Below are 23,275 nucleotides of genomic sequence, written 5' to 3' on the forward strand. Positions count from 1 at the left end.
GGAGCAGAGAAACGCATGTATAATATAATCAAACGTCAATATAATTCAATTATCCAAGAGGTGATTCGGATTAACGAAGAAGTACAAAGGGAATTAAACCTATTAGTACAAAAAATTTGTGAAACCGTGTCTTCTGTCCAAAAAATTATCCTTTTTGGCTCTCATGCTTATGGCACACCAAATGAAGATAGTGATTTTGATCTTTGTATTGTTGTGGATGGTGTAGGAGCAAGAAAAAGGGAAGTCATTAACCGTATTAATTGGGGTATTTACGATGTAATGGAAACACCAGTTGATATTTTAGTGTATGGACCGGAAGAGTTTCAAGAACGTGCTAACCGCAATGTAACCATGGAGCACAAAATTGCACTAGAGGGGAAAGTTTTATATGAAAAATACTGAGGATCTAAAAGAGTGGCTATTCATTGCAAAATCTGATTTAGATTCTGCTAGGTACTTAACTCACATGAAACCTTTCCCTACTGCAATTATTTGCTATCATAGTCAACAATGTGTGGAGAAACTTCTAAAAGGATTTCTTGCACTAAACGGTAGAACAGTCCCAAAAACTCATAACCTTTTAATGCTGCATAAATCGTGTCGGAAATTAGATGAGGAATTCTCATTGATATTAGATCAGTGCGTGCAGCTGAATGGTTATGCTACAGATATTCGTTATCCGTATTTTGAAGCACTTACTGTTCAAGATGGATTAATGGCTATACAACATGCTCAAAAAGTAATGAATTTTTATAATAAAAAATTAAACAAGCTAAATATACATGAAATCGTAATCGACTAAAAATAGAGGATATACATAAGAGAGTGCCTATAGAGAGGGACTCTCTTTTTCTATTTAAAAAAGAGGAGGAATGCCCCTTAACAAAATAAAATTTCATTCTATTAAGGGGCTAACAATATAACTCTGAATATTTATCAAGAAATTAAAGAGGAATCACCAAGTCATAAAGTTGCAATGCAATGTTTCAAACGTGTAATATAAATTTAATTAGAATCAAAAACATGAGTTTAGTACAGTACTAAACTCATGTTCTAGAGGTTATTTATTTTTTATACTTATTCTCTTTAATATTCTCGTAATCAGATACCCAAATGACACTATCCTTAATTAAATATTCATTAGATGTTTCATCATCGTAGGAGGTAACCTTTCGGACCTCTAGTAAATTATTTAATAATAATTCTTGTTCTGTTGCAGATAGCGTATTTATTTCATCTTCTAGCCAAATAGAAACTAAATGATATGCCCGCCAGTTGAGAGCGATATTATTTAAAAATAACGGCTTTTCCAATTGAGTTTGATATTCGACGAATTTATTTTTATACTCTACTATTTGTTCCTCTAAAGCTATAATTAACTGAGAATCTAATAAATCATTTTCATTTATGTGTAATCTTAAATAAAAGTGATTAAACTTAGATTCGGCGGCCAACTTCCAACTTTGAAAAACTTCAACTAATGCACAAATCACTTTATTTTTATACCAAATCGGTAAATCATGTGTGTCTAGATAATTAAAAGTTTTTACATAATCAAAATGGTTAACCTCTAAAAATTTATTATCAAATTGACTATTCTCTACTTTCCATTGATTCAGTTTCCTTACTCTTCTTTTCCAACCTCTAATTTTTTTCAAGAAATAGTACACCTCTGTTCAAACTATTATATTTTTATAGATCTACCTTTAACAGGACCTTTAATCATGTCACCAGTAAGGGGATCCATACTTCCTAGATGCTTACCTTTACTATCATAAACCTCAATGTCATTATGAGTATGATCCCATTCATAGTATTTCTTTTTTGAACCTTTACCACTAGCTTTGGTTTTTCCTTTATGTGGTGATAGACCTTTCCACACTGGGCTATTTGATTTTGTTAGTTGCTTAGAAACCTGTCTTAAAGCAGCTTGGATACCTACTCTGGCTACTAAAGCTAATACCACTGGAACGGCTGGTATTACAGAGGCTTGAAGTTTTGTTGTATCGTACTCATATATTTTACCAGTTTTTTGATCTTTAAAGTTGGCGATGAATACTTCTTCATTTGATTCAATTACTTCAACATCAAAATTTACTTTTATTTCTTCTCCATTTTCATCAATAAAGTTTCCATTAACCTGGATATCACCTGTTTCTTTATCTAAGGAAACATCCGTTGATGCGGTAAAATCTTCAGCATGTACTGCACTTTCTACTATGATTTCTGCACTATTATCTGTAATAACCTCAACGTTCAACCCTTCTGAAACGCTACTATCAACTTGTTGTTCTACATTTTGATCAATTAGGTCTGTTTCTTGTGTTGCAGCATTAGCTTCATGAACAATAATCCCTAAATTAGGAATTAAAGTAATAAATAAAGTCAATATCATTATTTTTAGTAACCATTTTTGCATCTTTAGTCACTCCTAGTCATTTTTGTATTAAACCATAGCCAAATTCATTATCATAACCCGTACTTCCTAGATCTATTGAACGCTCAATTAAAATTTTTTTAATTTGGTCCAAGTTAAGCGTATTGTCACCCTCAGCTAATAATACAGATATAACACCAGTTGCAAATGCAGTTGCAAACGATGTTCCACTATATATGGAATCCCCCCCATCTTGATTTGTTGACAATATATCAACTCCAGGGGCTGCAAAATCTATTTTTCCTTTGGCAGATGAGCTGGCACGTTTAAATTCTTTATTTACAGATGATATAGATATAACATTTTCATACTTAGCGGGATAGTCTACACCCAATCCATATGTATTACCGGAAGCAGCTACTACAATAATTCCAGAATCTACTGCTTCATCTATTGCTTTTTTTAATTCAGGACTTTCAGATTGTAACCCAAAGCTAATGTTTAATATATTCACTCGTTGTTCTATACACCAACGTATACCTTTAATAAGATGGTCAACATCGCCTTTACCTTGCTTATCAAGGACTTTGACGTCATAGAGTTGAACGTTTGGAATTACACCTAAAATTCCTAAATTATTATTTTCAGCGGCTATGATTCCAGCAATAGCAGTTCCATGGCCAGTTTCATCAGTAATAGGATTATTTAAATTAATAGTATTGAATTCTTTTACAACTTTACCTTTTAAATCTTCATGTTCTTTATTTATACCATTATCCAAAATAGCAACCTTGATTGTATTTTGAATACGAGTAAATCTATCTTCTATTACAGCCTTTCTTCCCCAAGTTACAGATTGTCCTTCTTTTTTGTAGGGAATGTTAGATTTTGTTTTTGATAATGTAGACTCACTATAAAAAAGAAAATAAAAAAGTGAACTACACAAAACTAGTACTGTTAGCATAAGAATTAAAATCTTTTTAACCTTATTCACCTCTTTTCTACATGTTTTCAAGGTAAGTATTGCAATAGACACCATATAATCCAGATATAAAGATATCATTTATGAAAACGTTTTATAAGACTGCAAATTATTTCTTTTTTATGTTAATATTTACATATGGAAATTTATATAATTAATGTGATTTACTATACATGATATTAATGATGAAGAAGGTTTATTTGTCGTAAGGTAAATGAACAAAAGGCTCGAAATCTTTTTGTTATAAATAGAACAATTAATATACCTGTATAAGAAATAATTAAACTCCCTCTATTATGATTTAAAGAGAGGGAGTTTTTTCTTTAATAGTAAATCCTATAGAGCCAATTAAGATACGAATCAAGGTGAAATTTCACCAATAAATCCCTCAACATGATTAATTGACATAAATATTTTATACCCAACTTCTGTATATAACTTATAAATTTAAATATTGATAATATCTTTTCAATGATATTTTGGTTTTAAAACCAATTCTATCAATTAATTCACTTTCAGTTAGTCCTTGCTTAATAAGACGGAGAATAAATGTGTTTCTCATCTGCTGTGCAGAAATACGCCTATTTAAATCTGCTCGTTTCACTTCAAGTCGTATCATTTTTTGAATAGCAACCTCAGACAAGGCCTTTGGCTCGTCATTTTCGTACACCCAACGATAAGTACCCCGGTTAAAATCAAATGCAACAAATAGGGGATTATCAGTATGTTGTCGAGGTCTTACGGGTTCTGGAATGGTCGTATAATATTTGTAAAGTTGCTTTGTATCTTCATCAGTTAAGAATACAGATCTAGTTACTCCATCTTCTCCTGGAACAATTAAACTATTTCTAGCAAACTGTATATGGCTCATATTAAGCGATACAAGCTCTTGCAAGGATAAACCATAGTTTACTACTAAATTTATTATACAAGCGTTTCTATCCATAATTAGAGGTCGATATTTAGCTTGTCTGTTTGTTAACCCCTTTGTCGAAAGTATAGTTTGTTTTAAAAGCTCTTCTTCCGCTTCGGTAATAAAATCATTATCACTAAGTGATTGATCTGGAATTAAAGAAAGTTGGATGTCATCTATTGGACTATTTATCCCTAAGAACATGTGAAATTTCTTTAGGACAACCCATATTCGGTGCCTTGTTTTAAGGGAATACTTACGTTTGTTTTCTAACTCCGAAAAATATGCTTGATAATCTTCTCCAGATAGTTCATGCCATGATTTGATATGTGAAAGTATCTCATTTACTTCTAACCATCTATGAAAATCCTTAATATCGTATGAATAACGTTGGATCGTAGAGTCTTTTCGACCTTTCTCTGTTAAATAAGCAGAAAAAGCTTCTAATGTTTCTTCTAAGCTAATTGCCTCGTTCATTATAATCACCTAATTTCTTTGGGTATATTATAACAGAAAATAGGTGAAAGACCTGCAACCGCCCTCTGCTACGCACGGTTGCTGGCATATCAAAAACGCAAACGGACAAACAACCCTTTGCATTTTTGATATGTTGATTATTATTTACAATGCCAAATAAATAAGGCTATCATAATACTCCAAAAAGGGAATACAAATAATAATCCCCAAAAAACTCCTTTAAAAAATCTAATTTCGTTATATTCATTCATTGCTATATTAGTTGTATTCTTTAGTACGATCATGTTTTATCCTCCAATTATTAATTGATTATAAAATGAAAAAAGGACAAACCTCGTCCTGGTAGGGATACGTAGGTTTGTCCTTTTGTATGTGGGTAATGATATGTTTAATTACCATTATTATAACTGAATTAACAAATATTTTCAATTAAGTCTGACATCTTATTAACAATCATACTAGTAATAATAAAATCTATTTTTAATATATATCTTATATATTAAAAATAAATAAAGATAAAACTTTTATAGGTTATCAAAAATAGGGAAAAGACCTACTCCCACAAGGGGGAATTTGATGTTAGAACATAAAAAATCATAAATGCTAGAAAATGTATCCGTAGATTCAATGATTATTAGACTTTCAATTCTACAAAAAAGCAGAAAGAAAATTATATGTTTCTACATGAAATCGGAAAGAAAATGATACAAATCACATTATATTTATTCAACCATGTAAACAGGGCTTATTTCCTTTATTTTGGTAAATGGAGCAGTATTTTGCGTCCACTTATCCACAATTTGTTCAGATAATGTAGCTATTTATTAACATTACTCAGTATTTACACATAACTCACATTATTATTGATGATTTTTATTAGATAAATGCAAAGACACTAGTATTTTCAAGGATATTGGGGAAATATTATTCACATTTGATCATATTTGTCCTCATATCCACTATTTTTATAAATATCTTTCTGATTTCTTGTAGATATAAAATCGGATGTTTTACTACACGTGAAGAATATTCAATGTGTAGTGTGGAGATTCTTCTATAGGTAGAAGAATAGTTGTATAGAAATGTATAAAAAAAGACCCCATTTTTACATGAAGTTCTTCTGATTTGGTATTTATAAATAGAGTAGTAGAAAAGGGGTGTTAATGAAACAAACACGAATAGCCCTCCACTTTCGATTTTTTCAAAAATAGAGAGCTCGTTGCTATTATTTTATGTCAATTGCGGTTAGCACCTGATCTGGAGCTGTTATTGTTACACCAGCACGTACTAAACGTTCGAATGTACGCATAAACTCTAGTAAATTAAACTGTTTTGGTAGCTCAATAACACGAAGTTTTTCTTGTGGCAGCTTATCAATTGCCTCGATAAACCATTCACGTACATCACTTGGAATCGTGCGTTCTTTATGGCCACTAACTTTTAATTTTTCACGCATTTCAATTTCTAAAGCGATATATGCATGGAGATTCACTCCCTGATCATATGCATATTTTCTAAATAACGTTTCTTCCTGGTATTTTAGATAATTACGGTGATAAGACTCTTCCGTCACTGGTACCGCAAACTTCTGCTTCAGTAGTGCATGCACATTTTTAAACATCTTCTTAATGTTGCCAAGAGAGTACATTGAATAATGTAGACCGAAATGAAAGACAGCTTGTTCACGGTCACTATTTCTCTCTTTTGGTATATGCTGCGCAATAAGAGGGTAGATGCCTTCTTTCGCCGCTGTATCAAGAATTTGATATTGAGATGTTTGATGTAATAGTTTTTTCAATGTATATACAATTTTCGTTGGATATCCTTCTTTTCGATCAACCATGTCACGAAGCCCACGAATTACACTGCGAATTTGACGATGACAAGTATGCTTTAATACATGAATGAATTTATTCATGTCTGAAGACAGTTCACCGATATTCATTTCTTGTAGAACTGATGCGATGAATTTTGCTTTACGAGCATAGGTAGCTTTTGGTGTAAATGGATCCCTGTGTTGTTCTTCTCCAGATTCTTTCGTACATAAGAAGTCCGAATGGATAGAGAGATATAATGTTGTATATCGTTTGGTATGCTTTACACCTTTTTGCATTTTACAAATTTTGAATAGGGCATTACCCGTACATGGTAATGCAGTAGTTAATTCTTCGATAACCGCACGGATCTGGTGCGGATATTTTTTATGTAAGAAACGATACATCCCGCCAAAGTGAGTTTTGTTTCCTCTTTCGTCCTGCTTGTCCAAAGAGCGCTTTAAAGTTGTTTCTGTATGTTGTTGCATTGCGATATCTAAGAATAGCTTCTTAGCTGCTACAGATAGCTTAAAGAAAGCCTTTGTAAATACAACTGGACTAATATATACGTACGGATTTGCTTTTTCTGTTTCCTCATTCATAAAATGAGTCAGCTTGATTGTATATCGGCCATCTACTCCGTTTTCAATTGAGAGTGTTGGATATAAGCAAATTCTTCTTTGTATTGCTTGTAATCTTCCCACATCATATGTATTGTTACATTTGGAATGACACCATTAGTAAAGCATTTCTTATGTAGATATAAGAAAACTTCGAGATCAGCATTCGTAATGCCATATAATTTATGTTTTCTTCCCGTTTTTTCTGCAAGTGCAGACAATGCGCGACGTGAAAAAGATGGTTTGGCTTTTTCGACAAATCCTTCTACATCCGCAATACGTTCTTCGTACGTCATGTGCTGCAGAATATCTTCTAAATATGTATCTTTATAGCTGTAGTATTTCTCTTCAAATGTTTCCACAAACTTTTGCCAAGATTTTAGTGTTACTAAAACTGCATTTGTTGTTTCCCCATTTAAGCTACGTTGATTTCGTATTACAAATGACTTTCCCATCTTTTTCACCTCCGTTCTACAAATTCAGAAATATATGCCAAAAGACTATAAAATATTCCAATTTTGATTATATCAAAACGAATTTTGTAAAAATGTGCCCTTTAAGAGAGTTTTTTAAAAGAGGAAACACATGCTAATCCCTTGAGCTACAAGGCTTCAAAAAAAAGTTATAAAAAATTTCATGTGCAACTTTTGTGAAAATGTGTTTCCTGTTTCAATGCTAGAGGAAACAGGGTAATCACAATAAACCTTGATATAATCGCATTTCTTATTCATTGTTCTTTAGTTACGCGCGCGACTTGAGAAAAATGTTTCCTGTTTTTCGTTTTTTTACGCGCACGACTTGGGAAAAAAGTAGAGTTTATTTATGTGTTTAAAAAATAAAGATACGATAGAACCGTTGATATAAAAGGATTTTCGGAATGATTATAAAAAAATTACGCGCATGACTTGGGAAAAGTGTTTCCTGTTTTGTGTTTTAAGAAGAAATTTGTTTCCCAAAAGTAGTGTATTTTGTTGCAGGTGTTTCCTCTTTTTTCGTTATACGCGCAACTTGGGAAAAGTGTTTCCTTTAAGGGGTCAACATATTATTTTGAGAAAATTGTACTTCTGGACAAAATTTGGATACAAATTAGAAAGATAAATGTAGATGATTATGAATTTGAGGGATTCCTAAATATAAATTTATATTTATAATCACGTATTTTTATATTGCAATTAAAATTGTAAATACCAATGAATTATCATTTTTTTAATACAGTTTTATATGAAAGAAATTTTAAAGAGACAATATTGGAAATTGAATTGGGCGTAACTGCCATATTGATAATTGATTGTTAATGTATACATTTATCAAATTTGAGAAATCTAATCGTTGATTGTATCCATAATATATAAAACGGGGGCCATTTTGATGAAGAATGAACTAAATGATTCATTTAATGAAAAACCTATTGTAGCAGTGAAAAACAACAATAATAATCGAATTGCTATAATGAACTTTTTGAAATTCCCAGATTGGCTAGTAACTATAGCCGTAGCTGTTGCTGAGTATGCAGCAAAAGAAGTTTTAGAAAAATATGTAGAAACGGATCCTGTTGATGTAAGCCATGCAACTTTAAATGAAATAGAGAATTTAATGCGTTATTACGTAGAAGAAAGTGTAAGATTAGAATGGGAAGGGGTAGTTTCATCTTCAGTAGAAAAATTTACGTTATACGAAAGTACAAAAGAGCCCTACTGGTTAGAAAGCATTCTCACAAGAAATGTTGAAGCACTTTATGTTTTAAGAAATGCAGGCCCAAGTGCTGTTATTGCATGGATGGCTGCTGCTCAAAATATAATATCAGCATTGCTGATACAGTATGGTGAAAATAATCAGGCTATGAAGGAAGCTGCTGAACGATATATTCCATTTGCTATAGATTTTTTGGATGAGGCTTATGAGTATACTAAAAGCCGCGTTTCAGACTGTAATGACCACTGTGAGCAAGGTCAAGATTCAAAGTGGAAGTGTTGTTATATATTCGATGGGGCTGAACATTGCACAAAAAGGCAACATAAACCTGATGCTAGAACAAGATGTAACCAGGATGCTGATTCGACGAGAAATCGAGTAGTACAAGAGTTTGAGTTGGCAATATATAATCCAGCCTATGCTGTAATTGAAGAATGGGAAAAAATTAGAGATAATTGATAGTATAAATTATAACTTTTTTATCACTATCTAGGGATCACTATATAAAAATACGTATAGAAACAAATCAACCGGTTCCCTGTATATTAAGGAACCGGTTTTATATTCCTAATTAAAATGAGTATCATATCTTTACAAAAATATCCTTATATAATGCGTAGGGGATATGATTCAAGAAAACACAACATATCTTTAGAACTTGTTTTTATAATACCTATCTTTAATTTCCAGCACTGAATAGACCCTTTTTAATTGGAAAAATGGGCTTAGCGTATACCCAACACTTCAAAGTTTGTCTAAAAGTACAATTTTCTTTTTTGATATAGTGAGTTCTTTAAACAAATGAAGAAACAAAATTGAATCAAAAATGTCAGTAAGATAAGATTAGATATATTGGTAAAAATGCAAAAAGATAAGATTAGATAAAAATATATAGTGTAGTTGTTTAGGGGGAATTACTAATGGAACAAAGGAAAGAACAAGCTATACACAAATTAATAGAGGAAGGATTGTTTTTTAATATTAATAAAAGTGTACTTGCACGTCACTTTTTAAAGGATGTTCTTGAAATAAATGTATTTCAATTAAGTACAGAGGAAGTTTCTAAGGAGATTTGTGAGAAATATGATTATAAATTAGAGGAATTACCAAAGGAAAAAGAGGAATTATTTAAATTTGTGGCAGAAGGTATAATGGGGATCGAAGCTGACCTGGAACCGTATCAGGTTTTCAATAATGAAGTCTTACAGGTAATGAAAGACTTAAAGAAAATTAATTTAATGATACAAGAATATGAAAGAAAGCAGCAAGTTAAAGATATTGATAGATATGAAAAGATAAAATATTAATACTTAGTTGAAAAGCTTAATAAGGCAAAAAATGAAGTTTGTGATTATATGGCTGAAAACATAAAATCATACGTATATAAGAAAATAAAGAGTAAAACGAAACAATATAAAGATATTTTATTTTCAAATATCTTATATGATATAACCCATCTTCCATATCCTTTTAGAGGTAATGAGAAAGAATATGAAATAACGGTATTTGCTGGATTGGACTATAAATTTAATCACATGACAATTAGGGATCACATGGTATTAAAATTTCATTACATACATGATAAAAAAAAATTTCATGAACTCGTGGACAAATATATAAATTCAAATAATTTTTGTAATGATATTTTATCAATTATAGAGGAAAATCATGTTCTTAATAAGAGGGTAATGATTAAGAAAGCTATAGAGATATATAGAGAAGAAAGAATGGAATTATTTTGTCAAATTATACCTCTTCAAATTGAAGGAATAATATATGATTATTGTATAGAGTTAGGAATTTCTCCCTCAAAAATAGAACGTGTTCCTTTTGATAAAAAATTAGAAGAGTTTGTAGCAATAGATAAAAATTTTAAATGTCACGAATACTTTATGTATGATTTTATTGAATTGAGAAATACAGCTGCACACGGAAGGCTACATGATGATGTGAATTATAAAGATACAGCAAATATGTTAATTTTAGATTTATTGTATTTATGTGAGTTTGTGAATAGTTCTAGTGCCACACCTGTTAATAGGATGAGAAAACTAGTAAAGGAAGTTGAACGGGAATATACTCTAAATGATGAATGGTCTGCTGAATACAAAGTAATTGAATTTATAAATGAATATAGAAAAGAGCGGCTTCCGACTTTTTATAATACAAATGATGGAATACAAAAAATAGTTAAAAATGCTCATAGTGCGGACTTTATAAAATACATAGAACTAAACGTTATGTATCCAGCATATTTATCACAGGGACAAATAGATGACATAAGAGATATTCTTATTTATTTAAAAAAATCAACAGAATTAAAAGAGGAATGCACGCGTTTATTAAAAGAATTACCAAAGAACGCTAATTATAAAGAATAAATTTACCATTATATTATAGGTATTGGAGGGACATATGGATCAATTAAAACAATTGTTTCAAAATACTTTATTAGTGGCATACCCACTTTTTCAAAATTTTAATAACAACGAACGTATTTTCCACAAATGGAAAGGACTTTGTACATTAATTAATAGTGACGTAACTTATATAGATGATCCAGTGTATACATCTGCTTCCTTTAAAAAACTAGCAAATTGGATATCGTATAAGGAATCCCAAGGTGTTGGTATTATGGAAATTGTTGCGCAGATAGAAGGGTACCGACCTGAAGTGTTTGAATTGCTTGCTAATGATATAGAAGAAGAATTTGAAATTTCATTAGTAAAACATAAACAAGAAAAAAAACATACAGAAGAGCAACAGAGCTTTATTGAACATAGTAGCGCTGGTTTTATGTATCATTTAACGGACACAATTTCAAAAAATAATTTTACAGAAGATAAGGAATTAAATGCACATATTGCTGAGCTACCAGATAAAAGCAATAGTCTGGTAGTGGTATCGTCACGTTTTAATGATGGAGATATGAAATTAAGAGGTGCAGGGGAGTTAAATAGGTGGAATACATTGGTTGATTCTACTTTTGTTGATCGAGTGATGGATGATTTAACTGCAGATTGCTTGGATATTGTAACAGAAATATGGGTGAAGTCTGCAAATACAGAAAGTAGCCCAGTGCATATAGGTTATGAAGAGATATTAGAAATGTGTAGCATGAAGCAGGTGAGAAATGGTAAGGCCTATTACCGAAAAGAGGACCGTTTAAAGATTATGGAGCGTTTAGCTGCACTGGCAAGTATTTTTATATATGTAAACGAAGATAATGAAATCGTAATATTAAATGATGATGAGAATCCAAATGAGTCGCTTGCTTATAAAAAGCAACGAGTACGAAGACTATTCGTAATGGATGAAATAGTATTTGCTAAGGATATTGATACCGATGAAATGTTAGGTATTGAAAGTATGAATGTTGCACCTGGAACATTTTTATCTAAGTATTTATACGGATCAGAAAAATTGACTGGTTTGTTATCGAAAAAGGCCCTTGAATACAACAGTAAACAACAGCGGTATCACAAAAGGTTGACCAGGTATTTAAGTTGGAGATGGCGAATTCAGCAAGCTTATCAGCATTTAGTACATCCTTATTCAATTGGGGGCCCTAAAGGTCTTTTAAGTGTTATGGGTGTAAGCATGGGGCAAAATCCTGCTAGAATAAGGAATGTATTCGAAAAAACGCTTGATGATCTAATGCGTGATGAAGTAATAAAGGAATGGCAATACCAAACACCGATTGATGAGGGGAAATGTTCTGGGCGTAACTGGCTTGAGAATTATTGGTTAAACCTTAAAGTAACGGTTACACCTACTGATGAGTTAGTATCGTTACAGCAAGAGCTTTTACAAAAGAAGAAAATAGCTCCTAAGAACAAATTAATGGGAACATTGGTAAAAGAACCAGTAATAGAAGTACAGGATATGGAGACTGAAGAAATTCAACCGGCTCAATTAGAACATCAGCAGGTAAATAAGGATATTAATTGGTATCAGCAGAAGATCCTCCAATATAAAGAAGAAAATAAATGTAGTTTAAGAGATATTGCAAAAGAAATAGAGATATCACCATCTAATCTTTCGAAATTGTTAACAGGTAAAAGGAAAAGGTTAAGCGAAGAAACACGTAATAAATTAGATAAGTGGATTGAGCGTCAAGAGGTAGTTAATTTGCTGTAAACAATAGTTAAAAATAAATTAACTGGTATAAAAGGACTTAATTAAAGTAATAATTAAGTCCTTTTAGTATGCATTTTTTTACCATAGTGTATTTTGAAGTAAAAAAACCATACCTGTTAAGTCAAATTTTATGGGATTTGAAGAAATTGATCCTTTCCTTTCGCCCCAACCGCTCCATTACCTAAACTTGATTTCTCGGGATCTGGATTTAAACCAGCTCTTCCAAAAATGGGCTGGAATCCCATACGAGGACAATCGCTACTAGTGACGAAATAATCAGTTGTTGTGCCGGGATCACCAGGTGGGCCTGCTTGACCAGGGTCGCCTGGTGTTCCTCCTCCACCAGCTGCCCCTCCGGATGAATCTAGAACTGCTTGATTACCATCTGCAATGTTTCTAGTTCGAACAACGATTGTACCTCCATCTCCACCATTCCCACCTTTACCTCCAATACCTGCATCTCCGCCATTTCCGCCAATCGCTCCTAATTCGCAACCATTGCCATTTCCGCCATTTCCGCCTTTCCCGCCAGATCCACCTATGGCTGACACAGCTACAAAGGCAGAAAATGAATTTACTTCAATATCAATCGTACTACCATGACCACCATGACCACCAGGCCCTCCCGTACCGCCTTGTGCACCGTTCCCGCCAGGTCCTCCACTTTGCGCGCAATCATCATCAAGCCAATTACAATTGGCATCATTTCCTTTAATCCCTTGTTGTAATGGGGTATCAAAGTCGAATCCGTTCTCACCGTCTTTACCCAGGAGACCGTTTCCTATAATATTTGGCACTATTCTATCCCCTTTCCTTAGTTTTTTATAAGCCAAGAGGGCTTTTCACGTCTCCAAGCTTCCAAGTCTTCAACACTTAAATTTCTAAAGGTATGAATCGCACTAGCCCAAATTTTAAGATAACTACCTTGATGGATCATATTCGCAGTCTGATGAAACCAAATATTATGTGCTAATAGTGATGTGTTAATTGGTGGTATTATTAATGTACCACCACGATTAATAACAATATCCTTGAAAATTGTTGAAATAGCTATGTTATTTTCAGAACGCAGTCTATCCCACTTAGTTATGACTTTCTTTATATTTGAAGCTAATGGACTATCTGCAGAAATGCGAATACGATAAAATTCAGAGAGTAAGTTAGCTAAAGTAGGATGGTACCGTTCACGTATATTGTTGTATGTAGAGTGGAAATCTTGTTCAACTGACTTTGGATTTTCTGTCACATGTCCTACGCAGCTACACTTGCGAGTATTCCAGTTAGGTGTAGTAATGGCTATTCTATAAATTTCATCATCATCTTTGGCTATTGCATTACGGATTCTTTCTTCCTCCAGTTTATGTGGTATGAATCCTAATAGTTGTAAATCTCTAAAAGATTCAAGTGATACTCGAGAAAATGCACTTGCGAATTCTCGATTAGCTGGAGATAATATTAATGTTTTATTTTCTGGAACTTCTATGTCCCTTGTTTCCCGCCTTAAAGCCTCATATGCACTACATAACTTTATCTCATTTATATCAAAATCAAGATAATCTCTGTCTTCATTTTGAATATTCGACATAATAATTCCACCTCTTATCTTCAATAGGAATACTAACTAGGATAAGTTAAGCATTTGTATGTTTTCTGAGTCTATACATTTTATTTTTGTACTAGAAAACACCAAAAGAAAAACATGGGTGTTAGTTACATATAAAAAACACTAGGCTACTTGATTATCTCTTGATTTACTTGGAAGCTATGTTTTATTTAATAGGCAATATAAAAAGATCCATAATAAACTAGCCCTTTTTATAAATATTTATGCTTTCTGAGAGAATATATCCTTTGCAATAATATTAAATAGACAAACAGACACTCTAAGAACAGCAGCTTCTTCATTATAAAAAAGTGCTACAAAAAACAGGGAAAATAGAATCATCATAAGTAATATCTCATTTTTAGCTTGTTTTACACGCTTCATATGTTTCAACATAGTTAACAGCTCCTTGTATAAAAAATAGTTACTAGAGTACTAGGAATTAAAGCTAGACTCTCTATTTGCATATTCTACTTATCGAAGGTCTATATTTTAATAGTAAAATACTATTATTTTCGTATATATCAAAAAGATCGGCATAAAAATCTGAATTGTTTAATATATGGGTATATTGTTAGTTTATTTGATTACGTTTATTCCCACACCTTATTGTGTTGTCGTTGAGTTGTAGAAGCAAGAGTTGCATCTTATTTCATTTATGAAAGGGCTTCATTGAGCCGATTAGTGTTTATATAGCTTATTTTGCTATGCGCATTTTTAATTGAGTTGAAGAAGCCCTGTTTGTGTTGTCTTTAATTTAGGAATCACTTGTGCATAGACCTCCGAGGCTAATTTTATACTAAATGAAAATTGCACATCTATTGTTCTTTTTTGTTTAATTTAGAAGAGAAATCATATGGTTTTTTATAAATTATGGCATATTATTATTGTCAAAGGTTTTTGAATTCGACAAAAAAGAAAGAGATTAATTTCTAACTCATAGTAAACTAGATAAAGAGTAGAATATAAAAATTAAAAAATAGAAAATTAATCTAGATATAAGGGGATTTTTGCAATGCTAAAAGCACAAGGAATTAGAAAATGAAAAATGAAAGGAGCACTATAATATAATGACAGTTAACCGGGGATATATGTATGATCCAGATGATAAAAAAGTCTTAATTACTGAAATTTATTATGAAGCTGCTACCGATACTAAGTTAGGTAGTAATATGGGGAGTTTATCTTACTCAGTTGCTTCATTATCCTACATAGAAATCATTGAGATGTCACAGTAATTAGCTGTTGTATATCAAAATGAAATCAACATGTATGGAATACCGAATAAATGGCATTTTGAAATTGTAACTATTTAAATTCAAAGAGCGTCCAATCTTCTTAAATTTGAACGCTCTATACATACAACTTGATATTAAAAATGGTGTCGCTATAAATTTAGAAAGAATAGAGATACTAATGAATTCTTTTCATCACTCAGGTGCTGGTGAAGTTAAATTTTTATCAATTAAATATGTTACTCCTCCAATCCCTTGTTCATTTGCTTGCACAAACAAACCAATAGTTGGAATTCTATTCTCCTCATCAATATCTGCCATAGTAAATTCTTCACCTTCTTTTAGGCTAAAAACGATTTCCTTTACTGCCCCAGCCTCTAGTATAAATGACAAATTTTCCGGATTCTGAGTAATTACATTCCAATTGCGTTGATGTAAAAATGAAGGCATCTTTACCTCAATCTCTATTTTTGCTAATTTATTGAAAGGATTTTTAATTAAAACTTTACGCTGTCCAAATCCCATGGTAAGGTTCGCACTGCCTCCAGCTCCTGGTAGTGGAATCATACTACGCATTGCAATGTTGTTATCAAATGGAACTAAACGTGAAGAAGGGATTGAACCTTGTACAATTTCTGTATTATCTATATCACCTGGTGCAGAAACTTTGGCTAAGATGAATTCATGACCAGTAAACTGTGGGACCCATTCGAATGGTCCAATAATTGATTCTCCACCAGATGGTATTGAATCCGTAGTCATTTGATTTTCCGTGTTTGTTTCTTTCCAATCATCTGGCCAAACTAAACCTACTGCAGGGCGACTATGATATGTTTTTACCATTACTTGTTCTGCCGGATTTGTGCCTCGGTTTTTCACACGCACATATATATAGTTCTTTTCTCCAACAATAGGCGTTTCATGTTTTACACCATTATCAGCTTCAGTGCGGTTCCAAATATCCGGTGAGCACCAAAAATTTTGCTGATATTGATATTCACCATTACGTCCGTCATTAATATAGACATCTACCTTAGGAGGTTCTCCTACTGTTGTAATCGGTCTTTCTGTTCCTAAAGGTTGGTAAGCACCTTGCTTCTCAAAGCCCCAACGAATAATTTTTGAGACTGCTCCACCCTTGTTCCCTTCAAATTCATTGGTTCCTACATCAGCACTAATAAGTGTTCTTGCGAATTCCTCTGGTGTACGAGGATTAGAGATTCTTGTCAACATCACAATTCCTTTAAGTAGTAAGTACATAATATAGCGTGAGGCAAACTCTTTCTCTTTTTGTCCATTTGCATCTCCACCTATCGAACGATATATACGGAAGAGCGTGGTAGAGAGAATTTGTTCACTTCCATACTGACGGTCATCATTATTCCCTCCCCATGCCCAACTTTCTACGTTACGATCATGTCGTCTTACAATTGCTTGATTAAATGGAAACGTCAAGAAACGATCTGGTACTTTTGAAATAGGATCATTTAAAATTGCACCCATTGTATCACCGAAACTATGTACAAATTTCATATTAGGGGAATGAACATGATCCCATAGTAATGTATGTCCAAATTCATGCCACACTACCCGCTGGTCACAAGCAATTCCCATAGAACAATCAAGGCTAGCCAAAGCAAATCGAAATCCACCTGAACCGTTCATGAGAGCGTTACCTGGTGCCGCTGCATTGACAGTTGGTCTTATGGGAGAGTTTATTTGTCGTTTAAAACTTTCAAAATCAAAATGATCTACTGGAACTGGAAATTCTGTTCCGTCAAAATATTGTTCTATATCAAATCCCATGTCCTTTACATAACGAAATAAGGCGTCACAATGATAATAAGCATTCACAGCTGTAAAATCATTCGAATTCACTGGATATGAAAAGTTACCATCTACACTTGTAGGAACACTGATTGAAGGTAATTGGAAATCCTTTACCTCCACAAATTCTCCTTTAAGCTCAATTGGAGCACTTGGAGTATCAGGTGAGACAATCCCTTGAAGTTGTACATTATCAGTAAGCTCTTCAAGTATCACATTTGAGGAACAAGGAGCTATTTCCAAACTACCTGAACGTGTAACTGGATCAGTCGTAAATACTTTTCCCTGCACAAAAGCAAGGGAGTTACGCTGGCGTAAAATAACACCTGTCTCTACATCAATTAATACGCGAAAGTGTACTTGTTTCCATAATGGTAAATTTGCAGTGAAAACTACTTCATTTACTACATAATGGTTTCCATTTAAGAATTGTTCTGGTACTTCTTCAAGGGAAAGCATAGGTACATCCATATGTTCAGTATCATTATGCCCATTTGAATGTTCTTCTTCCTCAACCTCTGAGGAGAAGCGTTTCAAAGGGTCATATTTGTAAATTTGTAACCATGAACTGTTAATCTGAACGAGCTCACCATTTATTTTTTGTAAAACCCCTTGTAATAGAGTTGTAATATCCCTCTGCCCTGGAAGATATTTCGCATTCTTAGAGGGCTCTTGGACGGCCATCTCATAATGTAATGTACTTTTTGAATTTATAACTCGAAGAGGTTGATTCTGAATTGTAATTGTGATTCCTGCACCACGGACAGGGATACCCAGATAAGTCTGTGTATATGAGATTACAGTCGTATCACCGATAGTCTTCTTTTCTAAAAATTTTAGTTTACTACCTTCCTGTTTAAGTTCATCATTATTCAACTTAGTTTGCATATCACTTAGCATGTTTTGTTCAATTTTATAAATGTTTTTAACCGATTCAAGGTACTGTTCAACTAACTCCTCTGGACTAATTATCTCCTGCAATGCATTTGCCATGTATGGTTCTTGATGATGTTGAAGGTTGCGTACAATTCCGTCCTCATCAACAAGTGGAGAAATATTTGGTGAAAGATGCATTTCCATTTAAATTCACTCCTAATCATTTTGATACTGCTCTGTTTCTTTAATTCATTATTCTACGTCACTCAAACCGTACATATAAATAAGACGTTTTTCTTCGTATGGTTAGTTGTAGTCTTCTAACTACACGCTCTTTATTATTTGTTTATTAATTATATAAAATGCATTCTTGAGTTAAATTGCTGTAACTTCATTTATAAAATAGCTCCTTGAATTAAAGTATAAGTCTTGTAAGTAAATCATCTTTCAAAAGAACAAATTAGTACTCATATAATTCCCATCAAATTTTTTAAGAGTTAAATGCAAATTCAAGTACGTACAGCACTGATAATTTCAGAATTAAAGGGTATTTTTCTTTATCTTATGAGGAATGGTATTTAATAAAATACTGCATTCATATAGGAGGAACATAATGCCAGATACACAACTGTATATTATTCGTCATGGTAAGGCGGAAGGAAATGAAATAAATTCACCATTACATCCTGAGGGGAAAATTCAAGCAGAACGATTATCTGATTTTTTATCACAAAGAAACATCCCAAACATTAAGCAGTTAATTTCCAGTCCGTATTTACGTGCTACACAAACAGCCGAAGTTATTTCGAGAGAATTAAACATGGAGTATTCTATTAAAGATGCGTTAAGAGAAATAGATTTAGATGAGATAAATGATGATGAAAATTTAGTAGAAAAGATAAAAAAGCAATTTGAAGACTTTAACTTAAAACTCATAGGAAGAGAGTCAAACCAAGATGTTATGAATCGATTAGGGACTTTGAAAGACGATTTATTACAAAGTGGTGGAACTTTTCTTTTAGTTACACATAGTGTTGCGATGACACTTTTACTTCGGCATTTTGACAGTAATAAATTTGGGTTTGAACAATGGAAAAAATTAACTAATCCAGATGTTTATTTGGTAACTTTCACAAATAATAATATTAATATAGAAGATATTTGGAATTGAACATACGTATAAAAACAGATCTTTTTTTAACCATAATATCAAGTCGCGGAATAGATGAGGAATTCTCAGCAATTATAGAACAGTTCGTAGTAGGGTGGTTACGATTTCAATATTCGTTATCCGTATTTTTAAGGACTTTATGTTCAAAATATCACCAGATTTAGGAATTTTTTTAATGTTTTTCAACTGTATATACTTTACCAAAAGATATAGTTATTTCTCCAACTATATCTTTTGAGTTTTCCAATATATTATCAGATTTAACATTCATAATTTTTTTGTAAAAATGTATATTCCATCTTTTAAGCACAAAGTATATATATGAACAAACTATAATCGTATGTATAACGTTGGATCGTAGAATGTTTTCGCCCTTTTTCAGTTAAATAAGCAGAAAAAGCTTCTAATGTGTCTTCTGAACTTATTGTCTCGTGCATTATAATCACCTAATTTCTTTGAATATTATTATAACAGAAAGTAGATTAAAAACTTGCTACTGTGAATTTGATATAAAGTCACGATGTTTGTAAGAAAGATGCGATGCTTTATCGATTCATTCTACCTTTTTATAACCTACATTAGACACTTATTTTAAGTGTAGAAAGAACACAATCACTCTCAACATTCTCATTATATGAGGGACCTGGGATTTCTTTATCAAGAAATATATGCAAACGATTACATTACAAGTTTATAAGTATAATCAATTGATAAAATTAAAATTTCTGGGAAAGGTAGAGCTATAATTATTTTCTGGAGGGTATAGATATTGGAAGAATATAAAAAAATAGCGAGAAATGAACTGGATAAACGACAAAGTACGAGCATTATTTTCAGGGACAAATATGGATTTGTAGTTGATTATGAAGAGGGAAATCCTACAACCCTGGGAGAAGCTACTCTGCACACAGCAATTGCTGCTATTGCAATTGCCACCGGAAATTACAGTCAAGATGAGTGGGAGAAAGAAAATGGGAATCTGATACTAGCGGAATTGCTTAGAACCCTTCTTGATGAAGCATGGGGTAATAAGGACAACTTAGGACGCAAGCACCCTATTCGCCATCCAGATTGGCTTGAATACTATGGTGAAGACTTCAGATGTCGACCACTCTCTAGAGACAGCTTTGGGGCAATTATTGCTGCTATTTATTATTCCTATAAATGCCCTAATAGCAATGAGGAAGTAAGATTGCTCGCCCGCCAACTTGCCACAAAATGGGCTGAATATTTAGTTCTTTTTCAATGGAGGCTCCATTCGCAATATATTCCAGGTGAATTTGAACAGAAAGAGAAAAATTATAGGTACATTTTTAGCGATAAACAAAAAACGCAACCTGCTAAATTTTTAGGTCCTGGTGTGTTTATGCTAATGCCACATGAAATTTACGCTTTTCAAAATGTTGCTTCTTCAATTGGTATTCCCTCAGTATTGTGGAATCCTTGGGTAAACTTAACAATTGAGATGAAAGAAACTTTGAAGGACGTTGTAGCACCCTATGTAGGAGGACTAGCTGGGCTAGCGGTCTATGAACTTCTCGAGATGCTAAATATATCAATCCCATACGAAATACCCTTGGGTACCGATGATTGGAATTTAGGGAAAATTAAAGGAAGCTTTGATATTAGTATTTCCTCCGATATTCGAGATAAGATTGTCGGGACAGTGAAGGAAGGGATAACAGATGCCATCCGTGAGATTTACCGTTTGGAGACATATACTGGGCACCCTCAGCAAGTTATTGATTTACACACGCTTGTATTAAATCGGGTCATCAATTTGCTTCCAGAAGTGCTGGATAAAGATACTTGGCGGACTGTACTTACTGATGCTTTACAGAAGGTTCTTTCATGGCTGAATTACGGCGTTTTAATAGAAACAGGCACTTTCTTAGCGGCGTTAGCAATTGTATCAGACGAAGAAACGAGTGATATCAGCTACACTTGTTGGTCTGTTGCTGTGGAGTGCGAAACAAGAGTAGAAATTAGAGAACTTTTAAGATATGCAATAAAAAAATTCAATGAAAAGATTATCGAAAAGGATAATCAGAATGGATTATGGGCATGGCTAGCGGAAGACTCAGAGGCGGTTGGAGAGCAGCTAACACTTTTTGAATCCAGAAATCATCGGTACTGGGATAAATTCGCTTACGGGTCAACAAAATATAACGAATGGGCTGCTGAGGCGGATAAATCAGAAAGTCCCCGTAAATCTCCACGGATTGACTATCTCGTAATTGATGGACTCTTAGAGAAAGGAACACCTCCTGGAATTGGCGAAATTGTCCAAAATTGGTATGAAAAGGTCATGAGTATCATTCAGAATCTTATTAATAAAATAATTGAGAATATCAAAAATGAGTTTGACAAACTAGGTTATTATTCACGAGAGATATTAAATTCTGCTGGGGAATTGGTTCGCGAGACATGGAATAAAGCGATGGAGTATAGCATTGACCTGCTAAAAGACGGAAAAATCGTAGATCGTAAGGTATTTAATAAAGCTGGAGAGTCAATCTCACACTGGATGGAAGAAAGTGGTCAAATTATTGAGGAATATTGGAATCGGGCGACGGAGAAGTACTGGAAGGGTACTTGGAAAAAGATTGGTGATAAGTATGAAATGATTGAGCGCCAGATCACAAGTTCGGATGACATCCAGCAAACACTTGAGCACTGGCATCGTGAATCAGAGAAGTACTGGAAAGGTACTTGGAAAAAGATTGGTGACAAGTATGAAATGATTGAGCGCCAAATCATAAGTTCGAATGACATCCAACAAACACTTGAGCATTGGCATCGCGAATCAGAGAAGTACTGGAAGGGTACTTGGAAAAAGATTGGTGACAAGTATGAAATGATTGAGCGCCAGATCATAAGTTCGGATGACATCCAACAAACACTTGAGCATTGGCATCGCGAATCAGAGAAGTACTGGAAGGGTACTTGGAAAAAGATTAATGACCAATACAAAATGATTGAACGGATGAAAATTAATTATGATGCTAGCTCTATTAAAGAGGTATGGAATGAAGCAGGAGAGTGGGGGGAATCCGTATTTGACAAAGCTGGAACACTTATAAAAAAATCCGGCATTTTTAATACAAGTTGGATTCCTGAATTACCCACACTCGACGTACCTAAAATATCCGGTCCTAAGCTTCCAACTGTCAATATTCCAAAAATCAGGTGGTAGCTTTCAAAAAACGGGGAACGGTATTATTGTAGGTGGATAAGGATATTCTGATAAATTTATTAAACATTGCTATTCCCACACTAAATTTTCCATTTTAGCAAGATTATAATTCTCATAATAGAGCACCTCTTGTTAGAGATATGAAATTTACTTAATGGATAATGAAAATGCTTTTTGGTCTATTTTAAAAAGTCCTTTGAAAAAGTTACACTCATGGTATTTGCTAATTTTGAATGATATTCTTTCCTTAGTTCGGTCATGTCTGAACCTCCAAATTTTGAACAACTTATTTATAAATACAAAAAGGACAAACCTCGCCCTGGTAGGGATACGTAGGTTTGTCCTTTTGTAT

The 23,275-nt window shown here is 33.2% G+C and carries 16 protein-coding genes and 3 pseudogenes; 9 read left to right on the forward strand and 10 right to left on the reverse strand.

Features of this window, described 5'->3' with window-relative positions; translation table 11 throughout:
* The first annotated feature begins 15 nt into the window (after positions 1 to 15).
* Together NHG49_RS30025 and NHG49_RS30030 are read left to right on the forward strand one after the other, a co-directional pair.
* On the forward strand, positions 16 to 402 hold the full coding sequence (locus NHG49_RS30025) for a nucleotidyltransferase domain-containing protein (protein WP_016102723.1): 387 nt from the start codon (positions 16 to 18) through the stop codon (positions 400 to 402).
* On the forward strand, positions 389 to 802 hold the full coding sequence (locus NHG49_RS30030) for a HEPN domain-containing protein (RefSeq protein WP_258127093.1): 414 nt from the start codon (positions 389 to 391) through the stop codon (positions 800 to 802). Before NHG49_RS30025 ends, NHG49_RS30030 begins: the two co-directional genes overlap by 14 nt.
* 262 nt (positions 803 to 1,064) lie before the next feature.
* Here NHG49_RS30030 and NHG49_RS30035 read toward each other — a convergent pair whose 3' ends face one another.
* From NHG49_RS30035 to NHG49_RS30055, 5 genes and pseudogenes are all read right to left on the reverse strand, one after another.
* The gene (locus tag NHG49_RS30035; RefSeq protein WP_258127094.1) at positions 1,065 to 1,658 is read right to left on the reverse strand and encodes a hypothetical protein; all 594 of its coding nucleotides are present in this window, start codon (positions 1,656 to 1,658) and stop codon (positions 1,065 to 1,067) included.
* A 26-nt stretch (positions 1,659 to 1,684) separates the two neighbouring features.
* Entirely contained in the window at positions 1,685 to 2,419 is a 735-nt protein-coding gene (locus tag NHG49_RS30040) for an SAR2788 family putative toxin (protein WP_258127095.1), read from the reverse strand.
* Between the two features lie 16 nt (positions 2,420 to 2,435).
* Entirely contained in the window at positions 2,436 to 3,413 is a 978-nt protein-coding gene (locus tag NHG49_RS30045; protein WP_258127096.1) for a S8 family peptidase, read from the reverse strand.
* A 385-nt stretch (positions 3,414 to 3,798) separates the two neighbouring features.
* Complete coding sequence (locus NHG49_RS30050) at positions 3,799 to 4,749, reverse strand: tyrosine-type recombinase/integrase (protein WP_258127097.1); 951 nt, start codon at positions 4,747 to 4,749, stop codon at positions 3,799 to 3,801.
* Positions 4,750 to 5,974: 1,225 nt separating this feature from the next.
* Positions 5,975 to 7,638, reverse strand: a pseudogene (locus NHG49_RS30055) (hypothetical protein).
* Positions 7,639 to 8,551: 913 nt separating this feature from the next.
* Here NHG49_RS30055 and NHG49_RS30060 point away from each other — a divergent pair.
* The 4 genes from NHG49_RS30060 to NHG49_RS30070 all read left to right on the forward strand — a co-directional run bounded on the left by NHG49_RS30060 (position 8,552) and on the right by NHG49_RS30070 (position 13,015).
* Positions 8,552 to 9,334, forward strand: coding sequence for a hypothetical protein (locus NHG49_RS30060; protein WP_258127098.1), 783 nt, complete (start codon positions 8,552 to 8,554; stop codon positions 9,332 to 9,334).
* A gap of 461 nt (positions 9,335 to 9,795) precedes the next feature.
* A complete protein-coding gene (locus NHG49_RS31565; RefSeq protein ID WP_308665788.1) occupies positions 9,796 to 10,182 on the forward strand; it encodes a hypothetical protein in 387 nt (128 codons plus the stop codon).
* Between the two features lie 48 nt (positions 10,183 to 10,230).
* Positions 10,231 to 11,256, forward strand: coding sequence for a hypothetical protein (locus NHG49_RS30065; protein ID WP_308665790.1), 1,026 nt, complete (start codon positions 10,231 to 10,233; stop codon positions 11,254 to 11,256).
* A gap of 34 nt (positions 11,257 to 11,290) precedes the next feature.
* Positions 11,291 to 13,015: a helix-turn-helix domain-containing protein gene (locus NHG49_RS30070; protein WP_258127099.1), complete on the forward strand. Its 1,725-nt coding sequence runs from the start codon at positions 11,291 to 11,293 to the stop codon at positions 13,013 to 13,015.
* Positions 13,016 to 13,143: 128 nt separating this feature from the next.
* On the opposite strand, the gene NHG49_RS31570 is transcribed toward NHG49_RS30070, so the two are convergent.
* The 3 genes from NHG49_RS31570 to NHG49_RS30085 all read right to left on the reverse strand — a co-directional run bounded on the left by NHG49_RS31570 (position 13,144) and on the right by NHG49_RS30085 (position 15,014).
* Entirely contained in the window at positions 13,144 to 13,812 is a 669-nt protein-coding gene (locus NHG49_RS31570; RefSeq protein ID WP_308665792.1) for a hypothetical protein, read from the reverse strand.
* Positions 13,813 to 13,829: 17 nt separating this feature from the next.
* Entirely contained in the window at positions 13,830 to 14,600 is a 771-nt protein-coding gene (locus NHG49_RS30080) for a hypothetical protein (RefSeq protein ID WP_258127100.1), read from the reverse strand.
* Positions 14,601 to 14,840: 240 nt separating this feature from the next.
* Positions 14,841 to 15,014 (reverse strand): hypothetical protein, encoded by a 174-nt coding sequence (locus NHG49_RS30085; protein ID WP_258127101.1) that lies wholly within the window; start codon positions 15,012 to 15,014, stop codon positions 14,841 to 14,843.
* Positions 15,015 to 15,685: 671 nt separating this feature from the next.
* Here NHG49_RS30085 and NHG49_RS30090 point away from each other — a divergent pair.
* Positions 15,686 to 15,934, forward strand: a pseudogene (locus tag NHG49_RS30090) (hypothetical protein).
* Between the two features lie 114 nt (positions 15,935 to 16,048).
* Here the strand turns inward: NHG49_RS30090 and NHG49_RS30095 are convergent.
* The gene (locus NHG49_RS30095) at positions 16,049 to 18,760 is read right to left on the reverse strand and encodes a hypothetical protein (RefSeq protein ID WP_258127102.1); all 2,712 of its coding nucleotides are present in this window, start codon (positions 18,758 to 18,760) and stop codon (positions 16,049 to 16,051) included.
* A gap of 409 nt (positions 18,761 to 19,169) precedes the next feature.
* On the opposite strand from NHG49_RS30095, the gene NHG49_RS30100 reads away from it, so the two are divergent.
* On the forward strand, positions 19,170 to 19,727 hold the full coding sequence (locus NHG49_RS30100; RefSeq protein WP_258127103.1) for a histidine phosphatase family protein: 558 nt from the start codon (positions 19,170 to 19,172) through the stop codon (positions 19,725 to 19,727).
* A gap of 323 nt (positions 19,728 to 20,050) precedes the next feature.
* Here NHG49_RS30100 and NHG49_RS30105 read toward each other — a convergent pair.
* A pseudogene (locus NHG49_RS30105) lies at positions 20,051 to 20,164 on the reverse strand (integrase); the annotation flags it as partial.
* A 332-nt stretch (positions 20,165 to 20,496) separates the two neighbouring features.
* Here NHG49_RS30105 and NHG49_RS30110 point away from each other — a divergent pair.
* Positions 20,497 to 22,923, forward strand: coding sequence for a hypothetical protein (locus tag NHG49_RS30110; protein ID WP_258127104.1), 2,427 nt, complete (start codon positions 20,497 to 20,499; stop codon positions 22,921 to 22,923).
* Positions 22,924 to 23,275: the final 352 nt, after the last annotated feature.

The organism is Bacillus sp. IBL03825 (assembly GCF_024712505.1).
In the GTDB taxonomy this organism is placed as follows: Bacteria; Bacillota; Bacilli; order Bacillales; family Bacillaceae_G; genus Bacillus_A; species Bacillus_A wiedmannii.